At 54.8% G+C, this 25,587-nt stretch carries 19 protein-coding genes, 1 tRNA gene and 2 pseudogenes; 8 read left to right on the forward strand and 14 right to left on the reverse strand.

Features of this window, described 5'->3' with window-relative positions:
• Positions 1-330: 330 nt before the first annotated feature.
• Positions 331-519, forward strand: a pseudogene (locus ACUHMQ_RS13140) (VOC family protein); the annotation flags it as partial.
• Positions 520-755: 236 nt separating this feature from the next.
• Here the strand turns inward: ACUHMQ_RS13140 and ACUHMQ_RS13145 are convergent.
• Positions 756-845, reverse strand: a tRNA-Ser gene (locus ACUHMQ_RS13145).
• 125 nt (positions 846-970) lie between these two features.
• On the opposite strand from ACUHMQ_RS13145, the gene ACUHMQ_RS13150 reads away from it, so the two are divergent.
• Positions 971-1,660: a Bax inhibitor-1/YccA family protein gene (locus ACUHMQ_RS13150; RefSeq protein ID WP_445295919.1), complete on the forward strand. Its 690-nt coding sequence runs from the start codon at positions 971-973 to the stop codon at positions 1,658-1,660.
• Between the two features lie 78 nt (positions 1,661-1,738).
• On the opposite strand, the gene ACUHMQ_RS13155 is transcribed toward ACUHMQ_RS13150, so the two are convergent.
• The 7 genes from ACUHMQ_RS13155 to ACUHMQ_RS13185 all read right to left on the reverse strand — a co-directional run bounded on the left by ACUHMQ_RS13155 (position 1,739) and on the right by ACUHMQ_RS13185 (position 9,042).
• Positions 1,739-2,209 (reverse strand): YehS family protein, encoded by a 471-nt coding sequence (locus tag ACUHMQ_RS13155; protein WP_445295920.1) that lies wholly within the window; start codon positions 2,207-2,209, stop codon positions 1,739-1,741.
• Positions 2,210-2,229: 20 nt separating this feature from the next.
• Positions 2,230-4,494 (reverse strand): RelA/SpoT family protein, encoded by a 2,265-nt coding sequence (locus tag ACUHMQ_RS13160; protein WP_445295921.1) that lies wholly within the window; start codon positions 4,492-4,494, stop codon positions 2,230-2,232.
• A 386-nt stretch (positions 4,495-4,880) separates the two neighbouring features.
• Positions 4,881-5,606 carry a substrate-binding periplasmic protein gene (locus ACUHMQ_RS13165; protein ID WP_445295922.1) on the reverse strand — a complete coding sequence of 242 codons (726 nt, stop codon included), beginning with the start codon at positions 5,604-5,606 and terminating at the stop codon, positions 4,881-4,883.
• Positions 5,607-5,847: 241 nt separating this feature from the next.
• Positions 5,848-6,600 carry a substrate-binding periplasmic protein gene (locus tag ACUHMQ_RS13170; RefSeq protein ID WP_445295923.1) on the reverse strand — a complete coding sequence of 251 codons (753 nt, stop codon included), beginning with the start codon at positions 6,598-6,600 and terminating at the stop codon, positions 5,848-5,850.
• Positions 6,601-6,733: 133 nt separating this feature from the next.
• A complete protein-coding gene (locus tag ACUHMQ_RS13175) occupies positions 6,734-7,486 on the reverse strand; it encodes a substrate-binding periplasmic protein (protein ID WP_445295924.1) in 753 nt (250 codons plus the stop codon).
• Between the two features lie 271 nt (positions 7,487-7,757).
• Positions 7,758-8,405, reverse strand: a complete 648-nt coding sequence (locus ACUHMQ_RS13180; RefSeq protein WP_445295925.1) for an NAD(P)-dependent oxidoreductase — start codon at positions 8,403-8,405, stop codon at positions 7,758-7,760.
• A 19-nt stretch (positions 8,406-8,424) separates the two neighbouring features.
• A complete protein-coding gene (locus ACUHMQ_RS13185; protein WP_445295926.1) occupies positions 8,425-9,042 on the reverse strand; it encodes a DsbA family protein in 618 nt (205 codons plus the stop codon).
• Between the two features lie 103 nt (positions 9,043-9,145).
• On the opposite strand from ACUHMQ_RS13185, the gene ACUHMQ_RS13190 reads away from it, so the two are divergent.
• The 6 genes and pseudogenes from ACUHMQ_RS13190 to mobA all read left to right on the forward strand — a co-directional run bounded on the left by ACUHMQ_RS13190 (position 9,146) and on the right by mobA (position 15,873).
• Positions 9,146-10,051: a LysR family transcriptional regulator gene (locus tag ACUHMQ_RS13190; RefSeq protein ID WP_445295927.1), complete on the forward strand. Its 906-nt coding sequence runs from the start codon at positions 9,146-9,148 to the stop codon at positions 10,049-10,051.
• 305 nt (positions 10,052-10,356) lie between these two features.
• A pseudogene (locus ACUHMQ_RS13195) lies at positions 10,357-11,784 on the forward strand (L-lactate MFS transporter).
• A gap of 205 nt (positions 11,785-11,989) precedes the next feature.
• Positions 11,990-14,269 (forward strand): FdhF/YdeP family oxidoreductase, encoded by a 2,280-nt coding sequence (locus tag ACUHMQ_RS13200; protein WP_445295928.1) that lies wholly within the window; start codon positions 11,990-11,992, stop codon positions 14,267-14,269.
• 14 nt (positions 14,270-14,283) lie between these two features.
• The gene (locus ACUHMQ_RS13205) at positions 14,284-14,502 is read left to right on the forward strand and encodes a hypothetical protein (RefSeq protein ID WP_445295929.1); all 219 of its coding nucleotides are present in this window, start codon (positions 14,284-14,286) and stop codon (positions 14,500-14,502) included.
• Positions 14,487-15,299, forward strand: coding sequence for a formate dehydrogenase accessory sulfurtransferase FdhD (gene fdhD, locus ACUHMQ_RS13210; protein WP_445295930.1), 813 nt, complete (start codon positions 14,487-14,489; stop codon positions 15,297-15,299). The genes ACUHMQ_RS13205 and fdhD overlap by 16 nt, the downstream gene beginning before the upstream one ends.
• Positions 15,292-15,873 (forward strand): molybdenum cofactor guanylyltransferase MobA, encoded by a 582-nt coding sequence (mobA, locus tag ACUHMQ_RS13215; protein ID WP_445295931.1) that lies wholly within the window; start codon positions 15,292-15,294, stop codon positions 15,871-15,873. The genes fdhD and mobA overlap by 8 nt, the downstream gene beginning before the upstream one ends.
• 228 nt (positions 15,874-16,101) lie before the next feature.
• Here the strand turns inward: mobA and recQ are convergent, their stop codons facing one another.
• From recQ to ACUHMQ_RS13245, 6 genes are all read right to left on the reverse strand, one after another.
• Positions 16,102-17,913: a DNA helicase RecQ gene (gene recQ, locus ACUHMQ_RS13220; RefSeq protein WP_445295932.1), complete on the reverse strand. Its 1,812-nt coding sequence runs from the start codon at positions 17,911-17,913 to the stop codon at positions 16,102-16,104.
• 30 nt (positions 17,914-17,943) lie between these two features.
• A complete protein-coding gene (locus tag ACUHMQ_RS13225; protein ID WP_445295933.1) occupies positions 17,944-18,453 on the reverse strand; it encodes a retropepsin-like aspartic protease family protein in 510 nt (169 codons plus the stop codon).
• Positions 18,454-18,471: 18 nt separating this feature from the next.
• Positions 18,472-22,428 (reverse strand): phosphoribosylformylglycinamidine synthase, encoded by a 3,957-nt coding sequence (gene purL, locus ACUHMQ_RS13230; RefSeq protein WP_445295934.1) that lies wholly within the window; start codon positions 22,426-22,428, stop codon positions 18,472-18,474.
• A 495-nt stretch (positions 22,429-22,923) separates the two neighbouring features.
• Positions 22,924-24,318 (reverse strand): glutamate--tRNA ligase, encoded by a 1,395-nt coding sequence (gene gltX, locus ACUHMQ_RS13235; protein ID WP_445295935.1) that lies wholly within the window; start codon positions 24,316-24,318, stop codon positions 22,924-22,926.
• Between the two features lie 68 nt (positions 24,319-24,386).
• Positions 24,387-25,127, reverse strand: coding sequence for a type II secretion system protein N (gene gspN / locus ACUHMQ_RS13240; protein ID WP_445295936.1), 741 nt, complete (start codon positions 25,125-25,127; stop codon positions 24,387-24,389).
• A complete protein-coding gene (locus tag ACUHMQ_RS13245; RefSeq protein WP_445295937.1) occupies positions 25,124-25,585 on the reverse strand; it encodes a type II secretion system protein M in 462 nt (153 codons plus the stop codon). The genes gspN and ACUHMQ_RS13245 overlap by 4 nt, the downstream gene beginning before the upstream one ends.
• Between the last annotated feature and the right edge of the window lie 2 nt (positions 25,586-25,587).

Consider the following 25,587-nt stretch of genomic DNA (forward strand, 5'->3'; position numbering starts at 1 on the left):
CCAAAGCTCGTCACTGAGCATCAATCGGGGCATAGCAAACCCGCAGGGTGATTAGTATAGGAACCGTAATTCTGCGGGTTTGCTGCGCTTCTTCAATATACCGAAGTCAAAACGTCAACAGACCCTAGTCACTCTCAATAGTTACCGTCGCAGACGATTACGCGAGTGTGCCACCTTATCAAGAACGCGAATTGCTCAAGAAATCGGTCAGTCTTCTGTAAGCCATTTGAACGCTTGTCATCTATCGGAGAACTGAAATGATCAGTTAAGAACACGATTTGTCTCTGGTTCAACGGTACTGTAGTGGATGCCGTGTAGTTCTACGCTGCGACGTTTCCAGACAGTTCGGTAAAGGCGATACATCACGCGCCTGGCGGTTATCCCGATGACAAGCAGGGGGATATCCTGATGGTCGAGTTTACCGTGATAGGTATCCCTTGCCTGGGTCTGAATGGCGGCTCGGCATTCACGCACAACGAGGCATTCTCCTTCCTGGTTGCGACAGATGACCAAGTCTAAACCAACCGCCTGTGGAGTGCGATCATCGGAATCGGCGGTCAGGAAAGCACGTGCGGTTGGTGTAACGACCAGTCTCGGCTATAACTACGTGCACCCCGTCGAAAGTCAGATCGTGTCATATACAGTACTTGAATTCGAAAACAGTGAAGGGGGAATTAAAGCATAGGTAGAAACGTGGGTAGGGATTTTTCGATAACAAAAAAGCCCTGAATAATCAGGGCTTTTTATGTGTATCTTGGCGGAAGCGGTGAGATTCGAACTCACGGTAGGCTCTCACCTACGACGGTTTTCAAGACCGCTGCCTTAAACCACTCGGCCACGCTTCCTTTAGCGGCGGCGATAGTACTGCAATATAAGCGTTTTGGCTATGGGTAACAGCGTAGGGGTTTGAAACTTTCTTGAATTGGCTTAATCTCATGTATTGTCTAGAACCCACTTGAGGAGTATTTCCATGCAATCGCAATGGCAAACCGTGAGTACCAGTTACGGCGGTGCCGATCTCGTCACCAGTCGCAACAAGGTACTACGCAATACCTATATGTTGTTGGCCCTGTCGATGATTCCGACTGCGCTGGGTGCGTGGGTTGGCATGAGCATGAAGTTCATGGTCGGCGGCTGGTTGGGGGTAATTGCGTTTTTGGCAGTCAGTTTCGGTGCGTTCTTTGCTATCGAGAAGACCAAGCACAGCGCCATGGGCGTGGTGCTATTACTGGCTTACACGGGGTTTATGGGGCTATGGCTCTCCCAGTACCTGCAGATAGCGATGCGTTTTAGCAATGGTGGTCAGTTGATTGCCATGGCGGCGGGCGGCACAGCGGCTATTTTCTTTTCCTTGGCGACACTGGCAACGGTGAGTAAAAAGGACTTTTCCTTTATGGGCAAGTTCTTGTTCATCGGCTTGATTCTACTGTTTGTCGCCGGCTTGGCGAATGTCTTCTTCCAGATTCCGGCTTTGTCGCTGACGCTATCGGCCATTGCTACGTTGGTTTTCTCGGCGTTTATTCTGGTTGATGTCAGCCGTATCGTGAACGGTGGTGAAACTAATTACGTTACAGCAACGCTGTCCTTGTATCTGAATATCTATAACCTGTTTGTCAGCTTGCTTAACCTGCTGATGGCCTTTGGCGGTGAACGCGACTAAGCGGTTTGCCTCTAAGCGAAAACAAAACCCCGGCTGTTTGGCCGGGGTTTTTACTTTTTTACTTTGTACTGCTGTGGTTCAGTGTGTATCTGGCCGTAATCTTAAGGTAAGGCCCTTAAGGAAATTGCGCAGGAATTGGTCGCCACAGCGGCGATAGTTTTTATGGTCCGGTTTACGGAAAAGTGCGCTGAGTTCTGGTTTGGAAACCTTGAAGCCGGCTTGTTCCAACGTGACCAGAATATCCTCTTCGCGTAATTCGAAGGCGACCCGCAGTTTTTTCAAGACGGTGTTGTTGTAGACGGGCAGTTCAATAGGTGGCGGAGGGCGGTTCTCATCTCGGCCCCGCTTGTGGATGATCAGGCCATCGAGAAAGTGCGCCATCACGGCTTCTGGGCAATCTGTATAACCTTCTTCATCTTCTTTTTTTAGATAGGCGATGATATCGGCTTTGTCGACCTCCAGCCCGCCTAGTTTGATGATGCTGGCAATGCGGGTATCGCTGATGTTGAGGATATAGCGGATGCTGCGCATCACGTCGTTGTGAATCATGCGGGTCTTTCTTGTATGGATTAGCGCCGGGTGACGCTGATCACGCCAGGTACGTTTTTTATATTATCCATGACACGACGCAGTGTTTGGGCATCACGAATCTCCAGCGTGAAGCGCATCCGGGCGATCTGGTTGCGGCTGTTGGATTGCGCGGCCGTCACATTGATTTTGTCGCGTGAGAACAAGTCGGAAATGTCGCGCAGAAGGCTGGGTCTATCGTGCGCTTCCACAGCCACATCTGCGGCAAAGACTTGGCTATGTTGAGGGCTTGTAAGCTTATCGCCCCAGTCTGCGGTAATCAGGCGCTCCGGCGCATTGGCCGACAGGCGCTTGAGGGTAGCGCAATCCCGGCGGTGGATGCTGATGCCGCGCCCTTTTGTCACAAAGCCAATCACCGCATCGGGCGGTACGGGCTTGCAACATTTGGCCAACATGGTCATCAGCTTGTCGACACCCTCAATCAAGATGCCCTCGCCATGAGTGTCGGCTCGGGAGCGCTTGATGATGTCTTCCGCGCCTACTGGTGTTGCAGCAGGGGCGGGAGCTAATGCAATGGCCAAGTCGCGTGCAGTGATTTCGTTTTGGCCAATCGCTGCCAAAAGCTCATTCAGTTGCTTGAAGCCAAGTTTGTCGGCCAGTTCTTCCAGATTCGGGTGAGTACCGGCACGGCCAATTTCACGGTCGAGAATGGTACGGCCGGCTTCGATGGCGACATCGAGATTTTGCTGGCGTACCCAGTGACGCACCTTGGTGATGGCGCGATGGCTTTTGAGGTAACCTTGGTGTAGCCAGTCCAGACTAGGGCCACCTTCCTTGGCTGCGATGATTTCGACGCGCTGACCAGTTTGCAACGGTGTGCCAAGCGGCACGATATGGCCATCTACTTTTGCACCACGACAGCGATGACCAAGGTCGGTATGCAGGTGATAGGCAAAATCGACGGGTGTTGAGCCATGCGGCAGGACTATAACGCGGCCCGCAGGGGTCAATGCGTAGACGCTGTCGTCAAATTGCTCTGCTTGAAAAGCCTCGGCCAGCGCTGCCGTATGGCCGCGCCAGGTGTTGAAGGTATCGGCCGATACATTGTCTGATTGTTCGACAGTTTGCTGGCTCATGTCGTCGCGCCAGTCGAGCAGCTGACGTAGCCAGGCAATCTTTTCTTCATAGCGGGCATCGCCTTGCCCACCTTCCTTATAACGCCAATGCGCAGCTACGCCGTATTCGGCATGCTCGTGCATGTCGAAGGTGCGAATCTGCACCTCCAGCGCTTTGTCGTTAGGGCCCATCACTACTGTGTGCAAGCTACGGTAGAAGTTACCCTTGGGCTTACTGATGTAGTCGTCGAACTCACCGGGAATGGGTTGCCAGAGGTTATGTACAACGCCCAGCGCGGTGTAACACTCGGGAATCGTGCTAACCAGCACCCGAATGGCGCGGATGTCATACATCTCACTGAAGTCGAGCCGCTTCTTCTTCATCTTCTTGTAAATGCTGAAGATGTGCTTGGGGCGGCCCATCAGATCGGCTTTGATGCCCTGTTTGAGCAGTTCCTCGCGTAGAAATACGATCGATTCCGCAATGAAGTTTTCCCGATCTACGCGCTTCTCATCGAGCAGACTGGCGATCTTCTTATAGGTAACGGGTTCCAGATGGCGAAAGCCCAGGTCTTCCAGTTCCCATTTGATCTGCCAGACACCAAGCCGATTCGCCAACGGGGCAAAGATGTCGAGCGTCTCGCGGGCAATGGGCACGCGTACAGCTTCATCACACTTGGCCAGATAGTGCATGGTCTGAGTACGCCAAGCCAGTTTGACCAGCACGACGCGGATGTCCTCTACCATGGCCAGCAGCATTTTGCGTACGGTTTCTATCTGCTGCTGGGCTTCTTCCTTACGGTTGGCCTCAACACGGCTTAGCGCCGCCATTTTGCGTACTTTGCTGATGCCATCCACCAGCTTGGCTACCGTACTGCCAAAACGGGCGTCAATCTGGTCATGCGCATCGGGCAGGTAATCCGGTAAACAGAACAGCAGGCTGGCGATCACAGTGTCGGCAGATAGGCGCAAGTCGGCGACGATGCTTGCGGCCGCAACAGCATGCGGGAAAACCGGCGCATGGATCGGTTCATAACGGCGACCGGCATACAGCGTCTGGGCCCATTCCATAGCAACGGCCAGCTGGGCCATTTCTACTGGTGAGTAACGGTCGGTCAAGCGTGAAAGCCAGGCTTGTGGGTCGGCGGCTTCAGCTACGGAAACGGCGAGGGGGCGAGTAGGAGCAACCATGGCGTAATTATGCCACGCACCCTTGAAGGGCTTGGCGATGAGAACAACGAAACGTGATTAGACAGAAGACAAAAAATAAAATCCAGAAACAGTTTGCAAATGCGAATAATTATCGATAATATTTATTCATCTGCTCAGTCAGCTCCGGCGGTTGCGATCGGGAAGCGAATGGCCTAGTTGATCTGGTAGATGCATCGCATTGAGGCGTCCCTCAACTGCCTCAATGCGATGTGTGCGTCATCACCCAGTACGGATTACCGGCCCCACAAAGGGGCCGGCTTTTTTTGTCCTAAGCAATCAGTAGGGTGAAGCGTTACGGTACATGAGTCTCTCGAGCAGCACATGAACCCTAATCATGGCTGCACAGTAAGATTGTGAATAGGTTCTTAGGGTGTAGCTTGACCCAATTCTTGTATCCAGATAGCAAGCTGTCCCGATGCGCGTAGCTTCGCAAGACCGGCATTCATGCGCTCCTGCAGCCATTTTGCGCGGGGTGACTTGATATTGAATAGCACGGTCAGTGGACCTGCCTTGATCGGTGGTTCATAGACCACGATAGGTACTGGTGGCGTAGCCATATTGGCAAGTATCCATCGTGCAACATGCCGGTCGATGGGGTAGGCATCGATGCGTTCCTGAATAAGCGCCTTCACGCCAAGGTCGTCATCCGCAATGATGATGGCTTGTTTCCCGGATTCTTTGATCATGTTGATTAATTCGGGATACTGGTTATAAGAGTAGCCATTCGGCAAACCGAGCTGGTAGCCCTTCATTTGACTGGGTTTGGTCATATCCAGCGGTTTGTTTTGCCGGTACAGTAAGATAACGTCGCTGGACATGATGGTTTCGGAAGGCAAGAAGTCGACCAGTTTTTCCGGTGTTGGTGCCCAGAGAATTGCGCCATCCAGCATGCCGCGCTTCGCGATCTCCAAACCACGCTTCCACGATAGGTAGACGAATTCCGCATTAATGCCTTCTTCGGCAAGCGCGGCGCGCACAATGCGTGTGCCAATGCCGCCATGGGGCAAGGATTCCCCTGCATAGGGAGGCCATTCACCGTTGGCCAAGCGTACGGTCTCTGCCGCATGGGCCGCTGTAATTAGCGCCAGCATGGTTAACACCCACCAACGGAGCTGCATTGTTCCCCCTCTTTTGCCAGCCTGTAAGACTAACTATGTAAGTACGATAGTCTAGAAATGGGGCAATTGAAGCGGGGGGGAGGGTAAAGAAAATATGCTGGAATTGGATTACCGGTGTGTCACGTAGAAGGTGAACAGTAATTAAGCATTGCCCTATAGATCATCCTTTTGTAGCAGGCTATATACGCTACCAGTACGCTGCCGGGCTAAACATTTAAGGAATGGCTCTGTTGATGTCATCAATCCAGATCGCCAACTGGCCTGATGCGCGGAGTTTCGCCAATCCTGCATTCATGCGCTGTTGCAACCATTTGGCGCGCGGTGATTTATTATTGAATAGCACTGTGAGCGCTTCAGATCGGATTGGCCGGCCATGCATCAGAATCAGCCCGGCAGGTATCTGTGTATTGGCCAACACCCAACGCGCGACATTCCGGTCTATTGGGTAGACATCAATCCGTTCCTGGATTAGCGCTTTTACGCCCAGATCGTCATCCGCAATGATGGCCGCGGGTTTGCCGGACTCACGCACCATATCGATCAGGGTGGGTATCGTTTCGTAGGAATATCCATTGGGTATGCCGATTTGGTAGCCTTTTGCCTGCTCAGGCTTTGTGACATTCCATGGCTTGTTCTTTCGATAGAGCAGTACGACCTCGCTGGTAATGATGGGGTCGGAAGACAGAAAGTCTACTTCGCGTTCTGGTGTGATTGCCCATAGGATTGACCCATCAAGCATGCCCCGGCGGGCAATTTCCAAGCCTCGTTTCCAGGACAGATGCACGTATTCAACCTTGATGCCTTCCCCGGCGAGGGCTGCGCTGATGATACGTGCGCCGATACCGCCATGGGGTAGCTCTTTTCCTACGTAAGGCGGCCACTCACCATTGGCCAAGCGTACAGTCTCCATCGCGTGGGGAGATGTGAGCAGGGCGATCGCCATAACCAGCCAACAGCCTAGCTGCATTGTTTTTCTCCCAAGGAAGCCTATGGGAAAACGACAATTCAATGGCTGTTCTAGGCGGGACCAGCTTGCCGGCAGGTTTGGATTGTTTTTTGAATGATGGGACACAACGAAAAGGAGGGATCGATTGAACCGGTTAAGGCGCGGGAGGCGCTGCTTCTTTAAGCCACGCATTTAGCTGGCCCGAAGCGCGTAGTTTCGCAAGACCAGCATTCAGGCGCTCTTGCAGCCACTTTGACCGCGGCGACTTACGTGAGAATAACACGACTAACTTATCTACCCTGATGGGGGGTTCATGTACAAGAATAGGTATGCTCGGTGTGGGCATGTTGGCCAGTACCCAAAGGCCGACTTGGCGGTCGATGGGGAAAATATCTATCCGCTCTTGAAGCAGTGCTTTTATGCCAGCTTCGTCATCTGCCACAACCACCGCAGTTTTACCAGACTCACGAACCAAGCTGGTCAATTCGGGCATCTTTTCGTATGAGTAGCCGTTGGCCATGCCGAATTGAAACCCTTTGGACTGCACCGGCTTGTTGGCTTCCAATGGCTTGTTCTGCCGATAGAGCAGTACGAAGTCCGTCAACATGATCGGGTCGGAGAACAGGAAGTCTATTTCGCGCTCCGGAAGAGGTACCCAAAGGATGGCGCCATCGAGCATGCCTCGTTTGGCGATTTCCAAGCCACGTTTCCAGGACAGATATTCAAACTCAGCGGAAATACCTTCTTCGGCAAGCGCGGCCCGGACAATACGCGTGCCTATACCGCCATCGGGTAGCGATTCGCCCGCATAGGGCGGCCATTCCCCATTAGCCAATTTGACGGTATTGGCTGAATAGGACGTCACGGATATAAGCAGTAAGGCAAGCAGCCAGAAAAGAAGCCGCATTCTTCCCCCTCTATCGGCAAAAGAGACCAGCCTTAAGCGTACGATAGACCTAGAACCCTATCGATTGAAATTGCTTAGCCAACTGGTCATTAATCCGAGAGGATTTGTGCTGAAAAGATAAAAAAACGGGGAAGAGGGCATAGGTGAAAGTGAATGTGCAACACGTTATATGTGTGCAGATGATCTGTGCGCCTATCTTTAATTAGGGGGATGCATGATGGGGTAGCCATTTGCGCCATATCCGATTTTTATATGGCGCAAACAAGAAGTTTTAGTGCTGGCTGGCTGCAGTAAAGCGGCGGCGTATGTGCTTGGATGTTTCGACTTCGTCGAGAATGGCGACAGCCAAGTCGGCCGTTGAAATACCGGCAGGTTGATCACCTTCGAACAGTACATCGTCCGCGCCAAGGCGATATTTACCGCTACGGGGTCCTGGGGCAAGGCCGACGGGTGGGGAAATAAAGGTCCAGTCCAGCCGGGTTTCCTTTTGGATACGATTCAAGGCTTCACGGGCTGCAAGGGCACCTTGTTTCCATTCGGCTGGAAAGTCCGGTGTGTCGATTAACTGCAATCCTGGTGCGATAAACAAGCTGCCTGCGCCACCAACGCTGACAAAGCGCTTCACCCCTGCCGCATTGACACCTGCGACGATGGCATCCTGGCCTTTCAGGAATAACTCGTAGATGTCAGCTTTATCCCATCCCGGATTAAAAGCGCTGATGACTACGTCAGCACCGGTTACGGCGTTTGTAACCTCTTTGGCGTTGTAAACATCAGCTTGTACAACCCGTAGTTTGGGTTGGCTGGCCAGTTTTGCAGGGTTACGGCTCAGGGCAGTCACCTCGTGTCCACGTTGCAGGGCTTCGGTTAGCACGGCACTGCCTACAAAGCCGGTGGCGCCGATCAGAGCGATTTTCATGGTTTGTTTCCCTTCAGATTTAAGCGGTATGAGCCGCAATGTGGTCAATCAAGTCTTGCGTTTGATAAAGCAGATGGCTCGGAACAAGCCGGCCATTCAGTAGTAGCGAAGGCACGCCTTGCAGGCGGTGCTGCTGCATCAGGCTTTGAGCCAGCATCATCTGGTTGATGGAACCGCTAGGCCAGCCGGTGTGCAAGTCGTTTTCGAATGTTGCTGCGTTCAAGCCAAATTCAGCGGCGACTTCCGCAAGCTTTGCCGGGCTGTGAGTCATGCCTTCCTTATAGCGTAGTGCCTGAATACGGCTTAAAGCTGCAAGGCTATGCGTTGGGTTGGCAGTGGCGATGCGAATCCATGCCTGGGTTGCTGTGGTGGAGTCGAACGGCAGGGCATGGTTTGCGAGTACATCGTCCCGGTAGGCGGTACTGAAAACTTGACCGGTTAATTCGGCAATGCGTTGATCGTTCTGCCAGAAGTAAGCCGCTTTCTCGGCATTCATAGATTGCGGTCTGGCGAACAGGCCGGTGGGCAGCAGCGTCCACTCGGGTTGGAATGCAGCGTCGACTGCGTTGAGTGCTGGGTGTGCGCCGTAGCACCAACCGCAGAGTGGGTCGAAAAGCAGCGTTAGTTTGGGTTGCATGATTTGGGTCCGTGTTGTTGATGGACGTATCTTGCCCATACTTATTGATCGGATAAACGCGATAATGGAGAATTTATAGTTCTTAAATAGAGAACAATAAGTCATGAAGCAATTCGACCTGAATCGCTTAGCGATCTTCGCGACGGTAGTGGAAACCGGCGGTTTTACGGCGGCAGCCGAGCGGCTAGGGATGGCCAAGTCACAGGTGAGTCAGCAGGTATCCAAATTGGAAACCGAGCTGGGTATGGCTTTGTTTACTCGTACTACGCGTCGGGTGGTGGTGACGGATACTGGCCGGATGCTATACGCCGATAGCGCCCCGCTGCTGGCGGGACTTAATAACGCGGTAGAGCGTGTCAGCGGTGATGGCCAATTGGAAGGTCGTCTACGGGTGACCGCGGGTGCGTCTTACAGTGATGGCGTATTGGGCAAGATGCTTGCAGCGTTTGCTATGCAACACCCCGGATTGGAGGTGGAGTTGATTGCGAGCGACACCACGTTCGATTTGCTGGCTGATGGCATCGACTTGGCGATCCGTGGTGGTTTCCTACGGGATTCCACACTGCGTGCAGTGAGGCTGGGTGGCTTTGACCAAGTGGCAGTTGCCGCACCTGAACTGTTGACACGATTGAGGGCACCTCAAAAGCCCAGTGATTTGAATGGGCGGCCTTGGGTAGCCCTGAGGGTGCTGTCCGCACCATTGACTTGGCACTTCAGCCAGGCCGGTACAGAAACCCAAACGATACGCGCCCGCGCAGCCATGCGGGTCAATAGCGCAACTGTAGCCCGTGAATGCGCACGTGCCGGCGTAGGGTATACGGTGCTGCCAGATTACATGCTGCCTGCTGACTTGGCACAAGGCAGCTTGGTGCAGGTTTTACCGGAGTGGCATCTGCCGCGTGCTGGCATTTATGCAGTTTATCCGTCAGCGCCTTACCTTCCTGCCAAGGTCCGTATTTTGATCGAATTTCTGCAGGAAAATCTCCAGACGGACGTCAAGCCAAGCTAGCTGTTGCTTGGACTTTCTATACAGATTTACAACGTAGCAGGCCGTATTTTCGCGGTATCTGTGCGATGTAGATGGCGTTATATTGATCTATATAAGATAATGCTCATGCATGTGTTGCTAGCTTACTTACAAGAACATAACTGTCTGAAAAATTTGTGAAACGCCCGATGTTTACTGACGGCTAACTTAGAAACCGGTTGGTCTGTCACGCCATTTCCACGACCCAAGGCTGCAATTCATGCGACACGCCATCTTCGAGTAACGGGTCATACTGCCCACAACTAGGGAGCACCTAGATGAGTTTGTTGGAAACATTGGACAAGCGACACAGCATTGCTGATTCGCATTTCAATCGCTGGCTGATTCCCCCTGCCGCTCTTGCCATACACCTGTGCATAGGTCAGGCCTATGCGTTTTCTGTATTCAACTCCCCGCTGAACAAGGCGTATGGCTGGAGTATTCCCAGCCTGGGGTGGATTTTCTCGTTGGCCATCGTATTTCTTGGCTTGTCAGCAGCATTTGGTGGCAAATGGCTGGAGCGGGTAGGACCGCGCACTACCATGTTTACTGCCGCGCTGTGTTTTGGTGGTGGGTTCCTGGTTTCCGCCCTCGGTATACATCTGCAGCAGCTCTGGCTGGTCTATCTGGGATATGGTGTGATCGGCGGTATTGGCTTGGGACTCGGGTATGTATCTCCGGTCTCGACCTTGATCAAGTGGTTTCCAGATCGCCGAGGCATGGCTACAGGCATGGCTATCATGGGTTTCGGTGGTGGCGCCATGATAGGTGCGCCACTTGCCGTAATGCTGATGGATCATTTCAAGACCGATACCACAGCCGGCATTACCGAGACTTTCGTGGTGATGGGGGTGATTTACACATTCTCGATGCTGCTGGGTGCATTTACGGTGCGTCTGCCAGCACCGGGTTGGAAACCCGATGGGTACGTCGAGAAGAACGATGGTGACAAGCTGGCGGGCGATGCCTACGTGCATGTCGATAAAGCCCATCGTGCCCCGCAGTTCTGGCTGCTTTGGGTCGTGCTTTGTATGAATGTGACGGCGGGTATAGGCGTATTGGGTCAGGCGTCGCTGATGATCCAGGAAATATTCAAAGATACTGTGTCTGCCGCCGCGGCAGCGGGCTTTGTCGGGCTGCTCTCGCTATTCAATATGGGTGGCCGCTTTTTCTGGTCGAGTGTTTCCGACCTGATCGGGCGCAAGATGACCTATCTCATCTTCTTTCTGCTGGGTGCGTTGCTTTACGCTCTGGTGCCGTCAGCGGGAGCAGCGGGTAATGTGCTGTTCTTCGTGGTGCTCTACGCGATCATTCTTTCCATGTACGGTGGGGGTTTCGCTACCATTCCTGCTTACTTGTCCGACATGTTCGGCACCCGTTTCGTGGGAGCGATCCATGGTCGTCTGCTGACAGCCTGGTCGGTAGCGGGTGTACTGGGGCCCATCATCGTGAACTACATGCGTGAGTACCAGATCGAACAAGGGGTAGCCAAGGCGGCTGCATACAACACAACCATGTATGTGATGGCGGCTTTGTTGATCGTGGGCTTTGTGGCCAATCTATTGATCAAGCGTGTTGATGCCCATTTCGTGACCAAGGAGGTTTGAATCATGAATGCCAAGACCAAAGGGATTTTTCTGTGGTTGTACGTATTGCTGCCATTGGCCTGGGGTGTATACCAGACGCTGAAGAAGACCATGGCGTTGTTCAGCTGAGATAAGAACCTGTTACGACCTTGCTGCGCAGCAAGGTCGTAACAGGTTCTAGGTATTGTCAGTACCCGCTGTGCCAATATATGCGGGTCCTGCGTATCACCCGTTTATAAGTATTCGGCTCACTAAATGGCGATTTGGCACACCATGTGGATAGTTGAGCGAGCCAAACAAAGTTTTGCCAATACCATGATGAGAAAGGGATGGCATGAGCAAGCAGGCGATCAAGTTTTATAGTAGGCCGGCCGGTGGCTGGGGAGCTTTGCGTAGCGTGTTCAAGCACATACGCGAGCAGGGCAGCATGAGTCATGGTGTAAGTACCTTGTTGCGTGTCAATCAACCCGACGGATTCGACTGCCCAGGCTGTGCCTGGCCAGATAAGAACCATCATTCCACCTTCGAGTTCTGCGAGAACGGCGTTAAGGCAGTTGCTGCCGAGGCCACGGAACACCGAGTGGAACGTAGCCTGTTTGAAACGCACACAGTAGCCCAGTTGGCAGCGCATGATGATCATTGGTTGGAAAACCAGGGTAGATTGGTTGAACCGATGCGGTTTGACAGCGCCAGTCAACGTTACGTGCCAATGGATTGGCCCGGTGCTTTTGAGCTGATTGCGCAGCATCTGAATGCGCTGGACCACCCGGATCAGGCCTTGTTCTATACATCCGGCCGCACATCCAACGAAGCCGCGTTCCTTTACCAATTATTCATCCGGGAGTTCGGCACCAACAACCTGCCCGATTGCTCGAATATGTGTCATGAGCCTTCCGGTACGGCCATGAAGGAGCAGATTGGCATTGGCAAGGGGACGGTGACCTTAGAGGACTTCGACCATGCCGAGGCGATTTTCATCTTCGGTCAGAACCCGGGCACTAACCACCCGCGTATGCTGGGTACGCTGCGGGAAGCCGCTAAACGTGGTTGCCGCATTGTCGTATTCAACCCGCTGCGCGAGCGTGGGCTAGAACGGTTTGCCGACCCACAAAATCCGCTTGATATGCTGTCGAGCCACGGCAGCCAGATTGCATCCAATTACTACCAGTTAAAGATTGGCGGCGACTTGGCGGTTGCCAAGGGCATCGCAAAGGCAGTGCTGGAGGCTGGAGCAGTCGATGAAGCCTTTATTGGCGACCATACCAATGGCTTTGCCGAATTCAAGGCGGGGGTGTTGAGCGAAGATTGGGCGACCATCGTTGAAGAATCGGGTTTGCGGGAAGTGCAGATTCGTGAGGCGGCGGCTATCTATATGCAAAGCAACGCCACCATCTGCACCTGGGGGATGGGCATCACCCAGCACAAGCATTCAGTTGCGACGATCCAGGCCATCGTCAACCTGCTGCTGCTCAGAGGCAATATTGGCAAGCTGGGTTCGGGAGCATGTCCTGTGCGTGGTCATTCCAATGTGCAGGGCGACCGCACCATGGGGATCATCGAGAAGCCTGCGCAAGCTTTTCTCGACAAACTTGGCCGGGCTTTTGACTTCACACCGCCTCAAAAGCATGGGCACGACGTTGTCGGCGCGATTGAAGCCATGCTCAAAGGCGAAGCCAAGGTATTCATCGGTATGGGGGGGAATTTCGCGGTGGCGACCCCCGATGCGGAACGCACCAAGCAGGCGTTGCAGCAGTGTGAGCTTACGGTACACGTGACCACCAAGCTCAACCGATCGCACCTCGTACATGGCAAAGCAGCGCTGATCTTGCCGTGTCTGGGTCGTACTGAAATCGATCTCCAGGCGAGCGGCCCGCAGGGCGTGACGGTGGAGGATTCGATGAGCATGGTGCATATCTCCGCCGGCATGAACCCACCTGCGTCGAGCAAGTTGTTGTCCGAACCCGCCATCGTTGCGCATATGGCTTTGGCCACGCTCAAACACAGCAACACCCCCTGGCTTTGGTTGGTGGAGGATTACGACCGCATCCGCGACAAGATCGCCGAGGTGGTCGATGGCTTTGAGCATTTCAATAAACGTGTTCATGTGCCCGGTGGTTTCTACCTCGGTAATTCGGCACGGGAACGTAATTGGCGCACCACTACCGGTAAGGCACGCTTCATGGCGCATGCTGTGCCAACCGACCTGCCGATCAAGGCGCTGCGTGCCCAGTACACCGACCAGCCGGTGTTCAATCTGATGACGGTACGCAGCCATGACCAGTACAACACCACCGTATATGGCATGGATGACCGTTATCGTGGTGTGTTTGGTCATCGCAGGGTGTGTTTCATCAACAAGGCAGATTTGGCCCGATTGGGTTTCAGTGCTGGGCAGTGGGTGGACATGACCTCGGTTTGGCATGACGGTAAACGCGAAGCCAAACGCTTTTTACTGGTCGAGTACGATATTCCGGAAGGCTGTCTTGCGAGCTATTTCCCGGAAACCAATGGTCTCGTACCCTTAAGTAGCATGGCAGACCGTGCGCGTACACCGGCTTCCAAGTCAATTCCTGTCATCTTGACCTTGAATACCGATGAGGCTGTAACTGCCTGATGGAAGAACTATTGATGGCGATCATTACTCTCCTCAATGAACGGGAGGGAATATCGGATAACCAGGTGGACAAGAAGCTGGGTATCGGTATGAGCCAACTCAATCGGGCCTTGGCAGTGTTGTGCAGCAGCGCAGAGCTGGGTGGGCTTGGCCTGGTTGAGACACGTCAGGTAGGCAAACGACGCACACTCTGGTTGACTGCCAAGGGGCGGGTATTATGTCAGAACCCATGATGACTTTAGCCGGTGGTCAGGCAGTTCAAGCCTTGCGGGTTGAACGGGGGCTGGTACAGTCACGGCAGGAGTGGGTAGCCGAGGAAACCCCCGTCGCACTGGTTTACAACGGCATTTCCCATGCCGTGATGATGGCCACGCCCTTGGACCTGGAAGACTTTGCGCTCGGGTTTTCCTTGAGCGAGGGCATTATCGAGCATGCCGGTGAACTGCTGGATATCGAGTTAGTGCCGTCCGAACGCGGTATCAGCCTGGAGCTGCGTATTACCGAGGTGCGTTTTCAGGCGCTCAAGACAAGGCGGCGCAGTCTGACTGGCCGTACCGGTTGTGGCTTGTGTGGGCAGGATACGTTGGAGCAGGCAATCCGGCCTATTCCCGTTGTGAGCACGCACTATGCAGTGGCGCATACCGCAGTCAGCAATGCGATGGGGCTGCTTGCAGATCACCAACCGTTGAATGCTGTCACAGGGGCGGTCCATGCTGCCGGGCTTTGGTGTATGGAGGGGTTCCAGGTTCGTGAGGATGTCGGCCGCCACAATGCGCTCGATAAGCTCATCGGCGCTAATGCCCGCACAAGCCGTGATGGTCTGATAGTGATCAGTTCGCGCGCTTCCTACGAGATGGTGCATAAGGTAGCCACGGCGGGCTTTCCCATCGTCGCGGCGATCTCGGCGCCAACTGCGCTGGCCATCAGGCTGGCTGATGAAGCAGGCGTCTGTTTGATTGGCTTTACCCGTGAGTCGCGCATGACGGTTTATACCCATCCACGGCATTTGCTGGGGGTCAGCCATGACTGAGGTAAAGTCTGAACGGCCGGACGTGGTAATCCTGTGCGGTGGGCAAGGTAAACGTATGGGTGGGTGCGACAAGGGACTGCTTGAACTGGCTGGGCGGCCGCTCTACCAGCATGTGCTTGAGCAGTTGCCGGTTGATTTGATCGGCCAAGTCTATCTTTCCGCCAACCGTAATCAGGCTATTTATGCCAGTAAGGGCCTGCCAGTGGTAGTGGACGTACGGCTTGGCTTTGCTGGTCCATTGGCCGGTGTCGAAGCGGTGCTGATGACAAGCCTTTCGGACTGGTTGTTCGTACTGCCTTGCGATATGCCAAAGCTCCCGACTGATCTGTTGCCTCGCTTATGGGCTGTACGCGAGCAGGCCCCGATTATCCGGGCGAAGGCAGGGGACAGAGTGCAGCCTTTGTGCTGCCTCATCCATCAGACGGCATTGCCGGCGCTGCGGTTGGCTTTGGATGCGCATCAATATGCGGTAATTCCCTGGCAGGACTCGGTAGGCGTGTTGGAAGTGGCATTCGAGGGGAGTTGGATCAATGCCAATGACCCGGACAGCCTATCGAAGCTGGCAATGGATTAGAACCTGTTCACAATTTTACTACGCAGCTGTGATCAGGGCTTATGTGCTGCTTGAAGCACTCATGCACCCAAGTACATTCCGGTTTTCACCCTGCGACAGCTGCTCGTGGTAGATCGTAAGCAGGTTCTTAGAGCCGCTAACAAAACCCAGCGAAGCGGTGTAAGCGCAGACAGTACGCGGGTACGGCAAGCTTACACAACAACGCCATAAGGGCTTTGTTAGCGGCTCTTAGCCGAAATCCGCTTGTAGGATATCCAAGAAAGCCTGCCCATAGCGCTCCAGCTTCTGCGTACCGACGCCAGAGACATGCGCCATATCAGCCAAGCTGCTGGGTCTTGCATCCAACATGGCCTTGAGGGTGGCATCGGTAAAGATCAAATAGGCCGGTACGCTCTGCTGGTCCGCAAGCTCGCGGCGTTTTGCCCGCAGAGATTGCCATAGGCTTTCGTCGGCTGGCAGGATGTCGAGGCTGGCAGGGCGTTTCTTTTCGCGTTCGGTTTTTTCGCGTTTCTTTTCAGGCAGACCGCGCAGATGCAGTTCCAGCTCTCCGCGTAATAATGGTCGTGATGTGTCGGTTAACTGTAAGCCGCCGAATTCAGGCTCGGTTTGCAAAAAACCGGCAGCCAGCAGCTGGCGCAAAACCGACCGCCATGCGGCTTCGGATAGATCGGTCCCGATGCGGAATGTACTTACCTGGTCGTGGAAGTGTTGTTTGACTTTGTCGGTGGCTTTACCCAGCAGTACATCAATGATATGCCCCGCTCCAAAACGTTGACCCGTGCGAAAGACGCAGCTCAGTGCTTTACGTGCGGCATCGGTCGCATTCCAGGTCGTGGGCGGGATAAGGCAGTTATCGCAATTGCCGCAGGGTTGCGATGCTTCTCCAAAGTAATTCAGGATGACCTGCCGGCGGCAGACCACAGTCTCAGCCAGTCCCAGCATGGCATTGAGCTTTTGCCGCTCCACCTGCTTCTGGGCTTCAGGGGCCTGACCGCCTTCGATCATCTCCTTGAGTTGCATCACATCATTCAGGCCATAGGCCAGCCAGGCGTTGGACGGCAAGCTGTCCCGGCCAGCACGGCCGGTTTCCTGGTAATAGCCTTCCAGACTCTTAGGCAGGTCGATATGCGCCACAAATCGGACATCGGGTTTATCGATCCCCATACCAAAGGCAATGGTTGCCACCATCACAATGCCATCTTCGCGCAGGAAGCGGGTCTGGTTACGGGCCCGGAGGTCCGCTGTCATACCGGCATGGTAGGGCAGGGCGGTAATCCCGTTGTCTGACAGAAACTGGGCAGTGTCTTCGACCCGTTTGCGCGAAAGACAATAAACAATGCCTGCATCGCCATCATGCTCGCGCTCGATAAAGGCAAGCAGCTGTTTCTTGGCATTGTCTTTCTCGACGATGCGATAACGGATGTTCGGTCTGTCGAAGCTGGAAATAAATTGCGCTGCATCTTCCAACGCCAAGCGTTGTACGATTTCACGTTGCGTGGCCGCATCTGCTGTGGCGGTCAGGGCGATACGCGGTATCTGCGGGAAGCGCTCGTGCAATAGCGACAGGCCGATATATTCCGGGCGGAAGTCATGCCCCCATTGCGATACGCAGTGCGCCTCATCAATCGCAAACAACGCAACCGGGCCGCTTTCCATGAGCCCGAGAAAGCGTGGCGTCAGCAGCCTTTCTGGTGCGACATACAACAGCTTGAGCGTACCGGCCATGAAGCGCCGTTCCACTTCCCGGGTTTCCTCAAGACTTTGGGTCGAGTTGAGAAAAGCGGCGTTGACGCCCTGCTGATGTAACCCTTCGACCTGATCCTGCATCAAAGCAATCAGGGGTGACACGACGACGGCGCAGCCTTCGCGCAGCAGAGCAGGAATCTGGTAGCAAAGCGATTTCCCTCCACCTGTGGGCATAAGCACCAAGGCGTCGCCACCATTTGCAAGGTGGGCAACGATCTCAGCCTGCCGGCCGCGAAAGCGTTCATAACCGAATACGGTCTGCAGCAGTGAAAGGGCTTGATTCGAGATGGTCACAAAGGGGTAGGCAAGGAGATAGGGGTAGGCTTACGGCTGGTTTGGCACGCTGATGGTCAAGGTATCGCCACGCATGCTGACTTCCAGATGCCGGAGGGCGCTCATACCGAGCAGTACTTCACCCGGCTCGCCGAAGTTTGGCGCAACAGTAGCCGGGATATCACGCAGTACGATATCACCCAGCCGCAATTCATCGATACGTGTCGAATTGCCCTCTACTGTTCCATTTGCGGTAGAAAGCAGGATGGTTTGGCCACGTGGTAAATGCAGTCTGTTGGCGAGACGTTCATCCAGCGAGACGCCACTGGCGCCGGTATCCAGCATCAACCGGACCAGTTGGCCATTGATCCGACCTTCCAAACGGTAATGTCCATCGCGTGCCCGTTGTAGCTCAAGCACCCGGCCGCTTAGATTGCTGATCCGGTTGGGCATGGCTTGCCGTTGAATCAGCCAGTCAATACAGAGGTAGAAACCAGCAATCACCAGGAGCCACAGTATTACTGCCGGCCCCCAGTGACGCCACCAGGCTTTGCTTAACACGCGTCTAAGGGCTTGGAATCAACCCAACCATTTACGGGCATTGCGGAACATGCGCAGCCAGGCGCCATCTTCACCCCAGCTATCTGGATGCCAGCTCATATTGACGGTACGGAAGGTGCGTTCCGGGTGCGGCATCATGATGCTGAAACGCCCATCGGCAGTAGTGACGCCGGCAATACCATCGGGCGAGCCGTTGGGGTTGAGCGGATAAACCTCGGTTGGGTTGCCGCGGTCGTCGATATAGCGCAGTGCAGTTAGCACAGACTTGCGATGCGCATCCTGCCCGAATACCGCTCTACCTTCGCCATGCGATACAACCACCGGCAGCCTTGATCCACCCATGCCACCGAAGAACAGCGAGGGGTTGTTGGTGATTTCGGCCATGACCAGCCGCGCTTCGAACTGCTCGGAAGCATTGCGGCGGAATTTCGGCCAGGCATCCGCACCGGGGACGATTTCCGACAGGTTGGACATCATCTGGCAGCCATTACAGACGCCCAGCGCGAAGCTGTCGGCCCGTTTGAAGAAGGCTTCGAACTCGTCGCGAGCACGGGTGTTGAACAGGATCGACTTGGCCCAACCTTCGCCGGCACCCAGCACATCGCCATAGCTGAAACCACCACAGGCAGCAAAACCTTGGAAGTTCTTCAACGAAACCCGGCCGCTGAGGATATCGGACATGTGGACATCGACAGCACCAAAGCCGGCGCGATCGAATGCGGCGGCCATTTCAACCTGGCCGTTTACACCTTGCTCGCGCAGGATAGCGATCTTGGGTTGCGTCTTCTTGGCAACGTACGGTGCGGCAACGTTATCGTTGGGGTCGAAGCTCAGCTCGGCGTAAAGGCCGCGGGAATTTCTCTCATCGATCAACGCGTATTCACTGTCGGCGCAGATTGGGTTATCGCGCAGACGTTGAAGCTGCCAACTGGTTTCGGACCAAGCCTTTTGCAGATCCACCCGGGTCTCGTTGAAGACCAGGCGGTTACGCTTCTTGATCTTCAGCCGATCATCATCATTCAGTGTACCGATGACATGCAGCTGGCTACGGATGCCGGCGGCGAAGAAGGCTGCCATGACCGTATTCGTGTCGCTGCGGCGTACTTGCAATACGGCACCCAGTTCTTCGTTGAACATCACACCCATCAGACGGCCATTGTCGGCACGTGCGACGGATTCTGGTGTCACATCACCATACTCACGTTCGGTGCGACGACGTTCGATACATACTTCGTCCACGTCGAGCGTCACGCCGACATGGCCCGCAAACATCATTTCGGCAACGGTGACCATCAGGCCGCCATCACTACGGTCGTGGTAGGCCAGGATCTTGCCGTTGGCATTTAACTGCTGCACCACCGTGAAGAAGCTTGCCAGAGCTTGAGTATCTTCCAGGTCGGGTGCGTGGTTGCCCACCTGCTTGTACACCTGGGCCAGCGCCGAGCTGGAAAGGCGGCACTTACCTTTACCCAGGTCAATCAGGATCAGGTCAGTATCTCCCTGGTCGGACTTGAGCTGCGGCGTCAGCGTACGGCGTACGTCGGTGACTGGCGCGAAGGCTGTGGCGATTAGCGACAACGGCGCTATTACGGCTTTGTCGCCTTGCTCGTCTTTCCAGACGGTCTTCATCGACAGGCTGTCTTTGCCAACTGGAATGCTGATGCCCAACGAAATCGCCAAGTCACGTACAGCCTGCACTGTGTCGAACAGATTGGCGTCTTCACCTGGATGACCAGCAGCGGCCATCCAGTTAGCGGACAGCTTCACATTGCCCAGCTTGGCAATCGGCGCGGCAGCAAGGTTCGTCAGCGCTTCGCCGATCGCCATGCGGCCGGAAGCCGGTGAGGAGATCAGCGCAAGCGGTGTACGTTCACCCATCGCCATGGCTTCGCCGTGATGGGTATCAAAGCCCATGGCGGTGACAGCAACGTCGGCAACCGGTGTCTGCCACGGACCAACCATCTGGTCGCGGACTGTCATACCGCCGACGGTGCGATCGCCAATGGTGATCAGGAAGCGTTTGTCGGCAACCGAAGGCAGGCGCAGCACGCGGTAGGTCGCGTCGTGCAGGTCCAGCGAACTGGAATCGAATGTCGGGATATCGCGCTTCAAGCGCTTCACATCGCGGCTCATTTTGGGCGGTTTGCCAAGCAGTACATCCATCGGCATATCGACCGGCTTGTTGCGGAAGTGGCTGTCTGCAACCTCCAGCTGCTTTTCCATCGTGGCGGTGCCGACGACGGCAAAAGGGCAACGCTCGCGTTCGGCAATAGCGCGGAATGTATCGAGCGCATCGGCCGGGATAGCTAAAACGTAACGTTCTTGCGACTCGTTGCACCAGATCTGAAGCGGGGACATGCCCTTTTCTTCGATATGGATGTCACGCAGCTTGAACTGAGCGCCGCGTTCGGCACCATGGACCAGTTCGGGCAAGGCATTGGAAAGGCCACCCGCTCCCACATCGTGGATGCTGAGGATGGGGTTCTTATCGCCCAGCTGCCAGCAGCGGTCGATCACTTCCTGCGCACGCCGTTCAATTTCCGGGTTGCCACGCTGTACCGAATCAAAATCAAGGTCAGCAGCGTTGGTTCCGGTATCCATGGATGATGCGGCACCACCACCCAGGCCAATCAGCATGCCTGGGCCACCCAGGACGATGATCAGCGCACCAGCAGGAATATCCTGCTTGCCCACGTGGTCGGCATCGATATTGCCAAGACCGCCGGCAATCATGATGGGCTTATGATAGCCACGTACCTCACCGGTGACCTTTTCTTCGAAGGTACGGAAGTAACCGGTCAGGTTGGGGCGGCCGAACTCGTTATTGAAGGCTGCGCCGCCAATGGGGCCGTCCAGCATGATGCGCAGGGCGGAAACGATACGGTTGGGTTTGCCATACTCAAGCTGGCTGTCTGAATAAACTTCCCACGGTTGCTTGTAGCCGGGAATATTGAGATTGGAAACGCTGAAACCAGTTAACCCTGCTTTGGGACGTGAACCACGGCCGGTAGCACCTTCGTCACGAATCTCACCACCCGCACCTGTGGCCGCGCCGGCAAAAGGCGAAATGGCCGTCGGGTGGTTATGGGTTTCCACCTTCATCAGGATATGGGTAGGCCGCTGCTTATAGGAATAGGCCTGGTTGCCTGCTTGTGGGTAAAAGCGCTTGATCTTGGCGCCTTCGATAACCGAGGCATTGTCCGAATAAGCTACTACGGTGCCCTTGGGGTGGGCAGCGTGGGTGTCGCGGATCATGCCGAATAGCGATTTGTCCTGCTTCTCGCCATCAATGATGAAGTCGGCATTGAAGATCTTATGCCGACAATGTTCTGAATTTGCCTGGGCGAACATCATCAATTCGATGTCGTTCGGATTGCGCTTGAGTTTTTTGAAGTTCTTGACCAGATAGTCGATTTCATCGGCGCTGAGCGCAAGGCCCATATCGCTATTGGCTTTCTCCAGTGCAGCTTTGCCACCACCCAGGATATCCACACTGGTCAATGGTTGTGGTTTGGCGTGACGGAACAAAGCATCGATGCCGTCAAAGTTCGGCAGCACTGTTTCGGTCATCCTGTCGTGAGCTACCTCCGCAAGCGTGGCGAGTTCCGCCGCACTGAGCTTGCGGCCGGCATACAGCGCCATGCCGCGTTCCACCCGAAGCACTTTGCTCAGACCACAGAGATGGACGATATCGCTGGCTTTGGATGACCAGGCGGAAATAGTACCAATACGTGGTGTGATCAGAATCATGCTGCCCGCTGCCCGGGCCGGTTCTGCAGCATTTCCGTCGCTAAGAATCTTACCTAGCTTGGCTTCTTCATCGGCGCTTAGCGCGCCTTCCACTTCAGCAAAATGCCAGAACTCGGCATAGGGTGCCAAGTCACGGACACCTGCTGATTGCAAGTCATTGAGCAATTTTTCGATACGGAAGGCGGAGAGAGCAAGGCCGCCGCGCAGCTTAAGAAGGGTGGGCATGGATTGCGAACCGGTCGGTTGAGCTGGGAGAGGGGACGAATTTTACCGGAAAAGTGTCCGCGCTTGGGGGCGGCAGCCGGCATAAAATCGCCTTTTCCCTAGCATAGCAGCCAATGACCACCTTTTTCTCCTGGTGATATCGGAGGGGTGGTGCTGGGAATGTAGGGTATGCAGCAGGTGGGTAAGACGATTTACGCTCTGCTGCATTACACAAAGTACATGGGCTAATAGCGTAAATGACTGACTGAAAGCCTGAATAGTCCTTGGATATGAGGGAGTTCGGGTCAAAACTGGCTACTGGATGCCTGCTTGGTGCCTAATGGACAAACGGGTACCAAAACTGGATGCTGTATGAGTATGTAAGCGTTGATTGGTGCGGGTGTAGCGCTAAAAACAGACAAGCCACCGAAGAGTGGCTTGTTGTATCTGCGACATAAAGCAGGCTTTTTGGTGCATGTTCACGATCTAACTGCGCAGCAAGATCGTGAATGGGTTTTAGGCCAGCGTATGTTTCAAGCGCTTCAGCACCTCTTCTTTACCCAGCAGCGTCAACACCAGGTCGATCGAAGGGGTCTGCGTCGTGCCACATACTGCTGCGCGTAATGGCATGCCAACCAGAGGCATCTTCACGCCTTCGCTGGTGACAAAAGCTTTGATGGCTGCTGAAAGCGCGGGGACTTCCCAGGTAGTATCGGCCAGCACCAGTTGAAAGCGACCGAGCCGGGCACGGGATTCCTCAGTCAAATGCTGTGTGGCTAACTCTGTGGGTGCGGCATCGTGGCGGTAGAAGTAGGTCGCCTGTTGAGCCAGATCTACCAGATTGGTCACGCGGTCCTTCAGCAGTGCGATTGTGTCAGCTAGCGCAGGGCCTTGGTTGGTATCGCAGCCGAGTTTTTCCAGGAATGGACGTGTCAGAGCAGCTAGGCGACTGTTGTCGGCCGCCTTCATATGCAATTGGTTGATCCACAGCATCTTCTCGCGGTCGAAACGCGAAGGGCTGGGGCTGACGTTCTTCAAGTCAAACCATTCGACAAACTGATCCATAGTGAAGAATTCGTCGTCGCCGTGCCCCCAGCCAAGGCGCGCCAGATAGTTCAGTAACGCTTCCGGCAGGATGCCCTGTTCGCTATAGTCAACCACGCTGACGGCGTCGCGGCGCTTACTCATTTTCTGGCCGTCGGCATTCAGGATCATCGGCAGGTGGCCATACACTGGCAATGGAGCATCCAAAGCGGTCAGGATATTGATCTGGCGCGGTGTGTTGTTGACGTGGTCATCGCCCCGAATTACATGGCTGATACCCATGTCCCGGTCGTCCACCACAACGCAAAAATTATAAGTAGGCGTGCCATCTGGGCGGGCGATAATCAAGTCGTCCAGTTCGCTGTTGGCGATTTCGATGCGGCCTTTGACGGCATCATCCCATGCAACGACGCCCTCAATCGGGTTACGAAAACGTACGACGGGTTGCACACCTTCGGGCTTTGGTGGGAGTGTCTTGTCACGCTCGGGCCGCCAGCGGCGGTCATAACGGGGTTTTTCGCCACGCGCTTCAGCTTCGGTGCGCATCTGGTCCAGCTCTTCCTTGCTGGTGTAGCAATAGTAAGCCGTACCGGCCAGCAGCATTTCCTGGATGACTTCCTTGTACCGCTCCATCCGCTGCATCTGATAGAACGGACCTTCGTCATAGCCCAGTCCTACCCAATGCATGCCGTCCAGAATAGCTTGTACTGATTCGGGCGTTGAGCGTTCGAGATCGGTATCTTCAATACGCAGTACGAATACGCCTTTGTTCTTGCGGGCATACGCCCAGCTGAAGAGCGCAGTACGAACGCCGCCAATATGCAACAGGCCTGTGGGGGAGGGGGCAAAACGGGTGCGGACAGTCATTTGTTGGGCCGGGAAGAGAATATCGGAAACGGGTATTTTACCCGGCCCAAGTGGCAGGCGGCGAGTGGCTAGCGTAAGTTGAATTGAAGGCGACGTGGTGTTTCCGGACTGCCGTCACCAATCTGGTTCAGAAAGGGTGCAAGAGCTGGTGCGGAACCGGGGGAGGCTTGCAGTGTGACTTCTGCAGTCAGCCCCTGGCTGGCTTGCCAGTTGCCCGAACCATTCAGAAGCAACTGACCGCTAAGTGTACTAAGCTGTATCTGCCACGCATTGCCTGCCGGTGAAAGGTTGGCCCGATAATCACCCAGTACAGGCATTGTTGGCGCCAGACTCGAACCAGCACCGCGCCAGTCAACACTGAGCTGACCTTCCGACTGTTTGGTCGGCCAGTGCAGTTCAGTAGTAGCTAGGCGAAGCTGCCCGGTTAGCCCATAAGCGCGGGTACGCTCGGCAAGTTTGAACAGGGGGCTTGCTGCAATCGTGAGGTCTGCATTGCGCAAGCTGATGTCCTTGGGACCAAGATTCAGCTGGGCCTGCCCGGTGTCGAGTTTCAGGTCGTAACCAATGCTGGCTTTTAACAGGTCAGCCGGGCGCCATTGCCAAGTAAGCTGCTCGGCCAAGGCTTGCCCATCGACTACTGGCTGGCCAGCCCCTTGCCAGATGCTCCCACTGGTGCCGGCAAGCGTGAATTTATTGCCTGTCTGTGCGGCTATGATGGTGCTAACCAAGCTCGCAGGCAGACGAACAACCATAAACAGCAGGGTAAGTAACAACAACGCTACCCACCAGACCCAACTCAATCGCTTCATCGCTGCCACTCCACATCGACATCCACCGCGGTATCGCCGTCTGGGGAATTGACCTGAAGTTTCTTCAGTGTCCAACCTTGTGTTTCTGCATCTGCTAAAAGTTTTGTAATCAGGGGCCAGTCTGCTGCCTTGGCATGCATTGTCGCCTGCTTGGCACCATTCAAACGGACGGCGTCGTTGGGTAGCCCTGCAGCAGTGGCAAGCCCAGGCAAATCAGCCTTCTGGCTGCTGTTGCCTTTGCCGGTAGCCAATGCCAAATCCCGGGCGAAACGTGCTGTGTCGGCACGCAGTGTGGGTAGATTCTTCTCCAGGCGTGCGCGGTCTGTGGTGATCGGGTCGATGAGTAGGGAGTACACAAGCGCGAACAACAATATGGCCGCACCAAGTAACAAGATGGCTTGTTCCCGGCTGTTGCGCTGCTTCCAGTATTCCATCAAGGGGGAAAAGGCTGCGTTCATGT

The sequence above is a fragment of the Chitinimonas violaceus genome, assembly GCF_052601015.1.

Excerpts from the sequence above, each read along its gene's own strand:
- ACUHMQ_RS13185 (WP_445295926.1), bottom strand. The coding sequence starts at position 9,042 with ATGCAACCCAAACTAACGCTGCTTTTCGACCCACTCTGCGGTTGGTGC.
- ACUHMQ_RS13150 (WP_445295919.1), top strand. The coding sequence starts at position 971 with ATGCAATCGCAATGGCAAACCGTGAGTACCAGTTACGGCGGTGCCGAT.
- ACUHMQ_RS13190 (WP_445295927.1), top strand. The coding sequence starts at position 9,146 with ATGAAGCAATTCGACCTGAATCGCTTAGCGATCTTCGCGACGGTAGTG.
- gspN (WP_445295936.1), bottom strand. The coding sequence starts at position 25,127 with ATGAAGCGATTGAGTTGGGTCTGGTGGGTAGCGTTGTTGTTACTTACC.
- ACUHMQ_RS13155 (WP_445295920.1), bottom strand. The coding sequence starts at position 2,209 with ATGATTCACAACGACGTGATGCGCAGCATCCGCTATATCCTCAACATC.
- ACUHMQ_RS13160 (WP_445295921.1), bottom strand. The coding sequence starts at position 4,494 with ATGGTTGCTCCTACTCGCCCCCTCGCCGTTTCCGTAGCTGAAGCCGCC.
- ACUHMQ_RS13165 (WP_445295922.1), bottom strand. The coding sequence starts at position 5,606 with ATGCTGGCGCTAATTACAGCGGCCCATGCGGCAGAGACCGTACGCTTG.
- ACUHMQ_RS13175 (WP_445295924.1), bottom strand. The coding sequence starts at position 7,486 with ATGCGGCTTCTTTTCTGGCTGCTTGCCTTACTGCTTATATCCGTGACG.
- fdhD (WP_445295930.1), top strand. The coding sequence starts at position 14,487 with ATGTCAGAACCCATGATGACTTTAGCCGGTGGTCAGGCAGTTCAAGCC.
- ACUHMQ_RS13170 (WP_445295923.1), bottom strand. The coding sequence starts at position 6,600 with ATGCAGCTAGGCTGTTGGCTGGTTATGGCGATCGCCCTGCTCACATCT.
- mobA (WP_445295931.1), top strand. The coding sequence starts at position 15,292 with ATGACTGAGGTAAAGTCTGAACGGCCGGACGTGGTAATCCTGTGCGGT.
- gltX (WP_445295935.1), bottom strand. The coding sequence starts at position 24,318 with ATGACTGTCCGCACCCGTTTTGCCCCCTCCCCCACAGGCCTGTTGCAT.
- purL (WP_445295934.1), bottom strand. The coding sequence starts at position 22,428 with ATGCCCACCCTTCTTAAGCTGCGCGGCGGCCTTGCTCTCTCCGCCTTC.
- ACUHMQ_RS13180 (WP_445295925.1), bottom strand. The coding sequence starts at position 8,405 with ATGAAAATCGCTCTGATCGGCGCCACCGGCTTTGTAGGCAGTGCCGTG.
- ACUHMQ_RS13245 (WP_445295937.1), bottom strand. The coding sequence starts at position 25,585 with ATGAACGCAGCCTTTTCCCCCTTGATGGAATACTGGAAGCAGCGCAAC.
- ACUHMQ_RS13205 (WP_445295929.1), top strand. The coding sequence starts at position 14,284 with ATGGCGATCATTACTCTCCTCAATGAACGGGAGGGAATATCGGATAAC.
- ACUHMQ_RS13200 (WP_445295928.1), top strand. The coding sequence starts at position 11,990 with ATGAGCAAGCAGGCGATCAAGTTTTATAGTAGGCCGGCCGGTGGCTGG.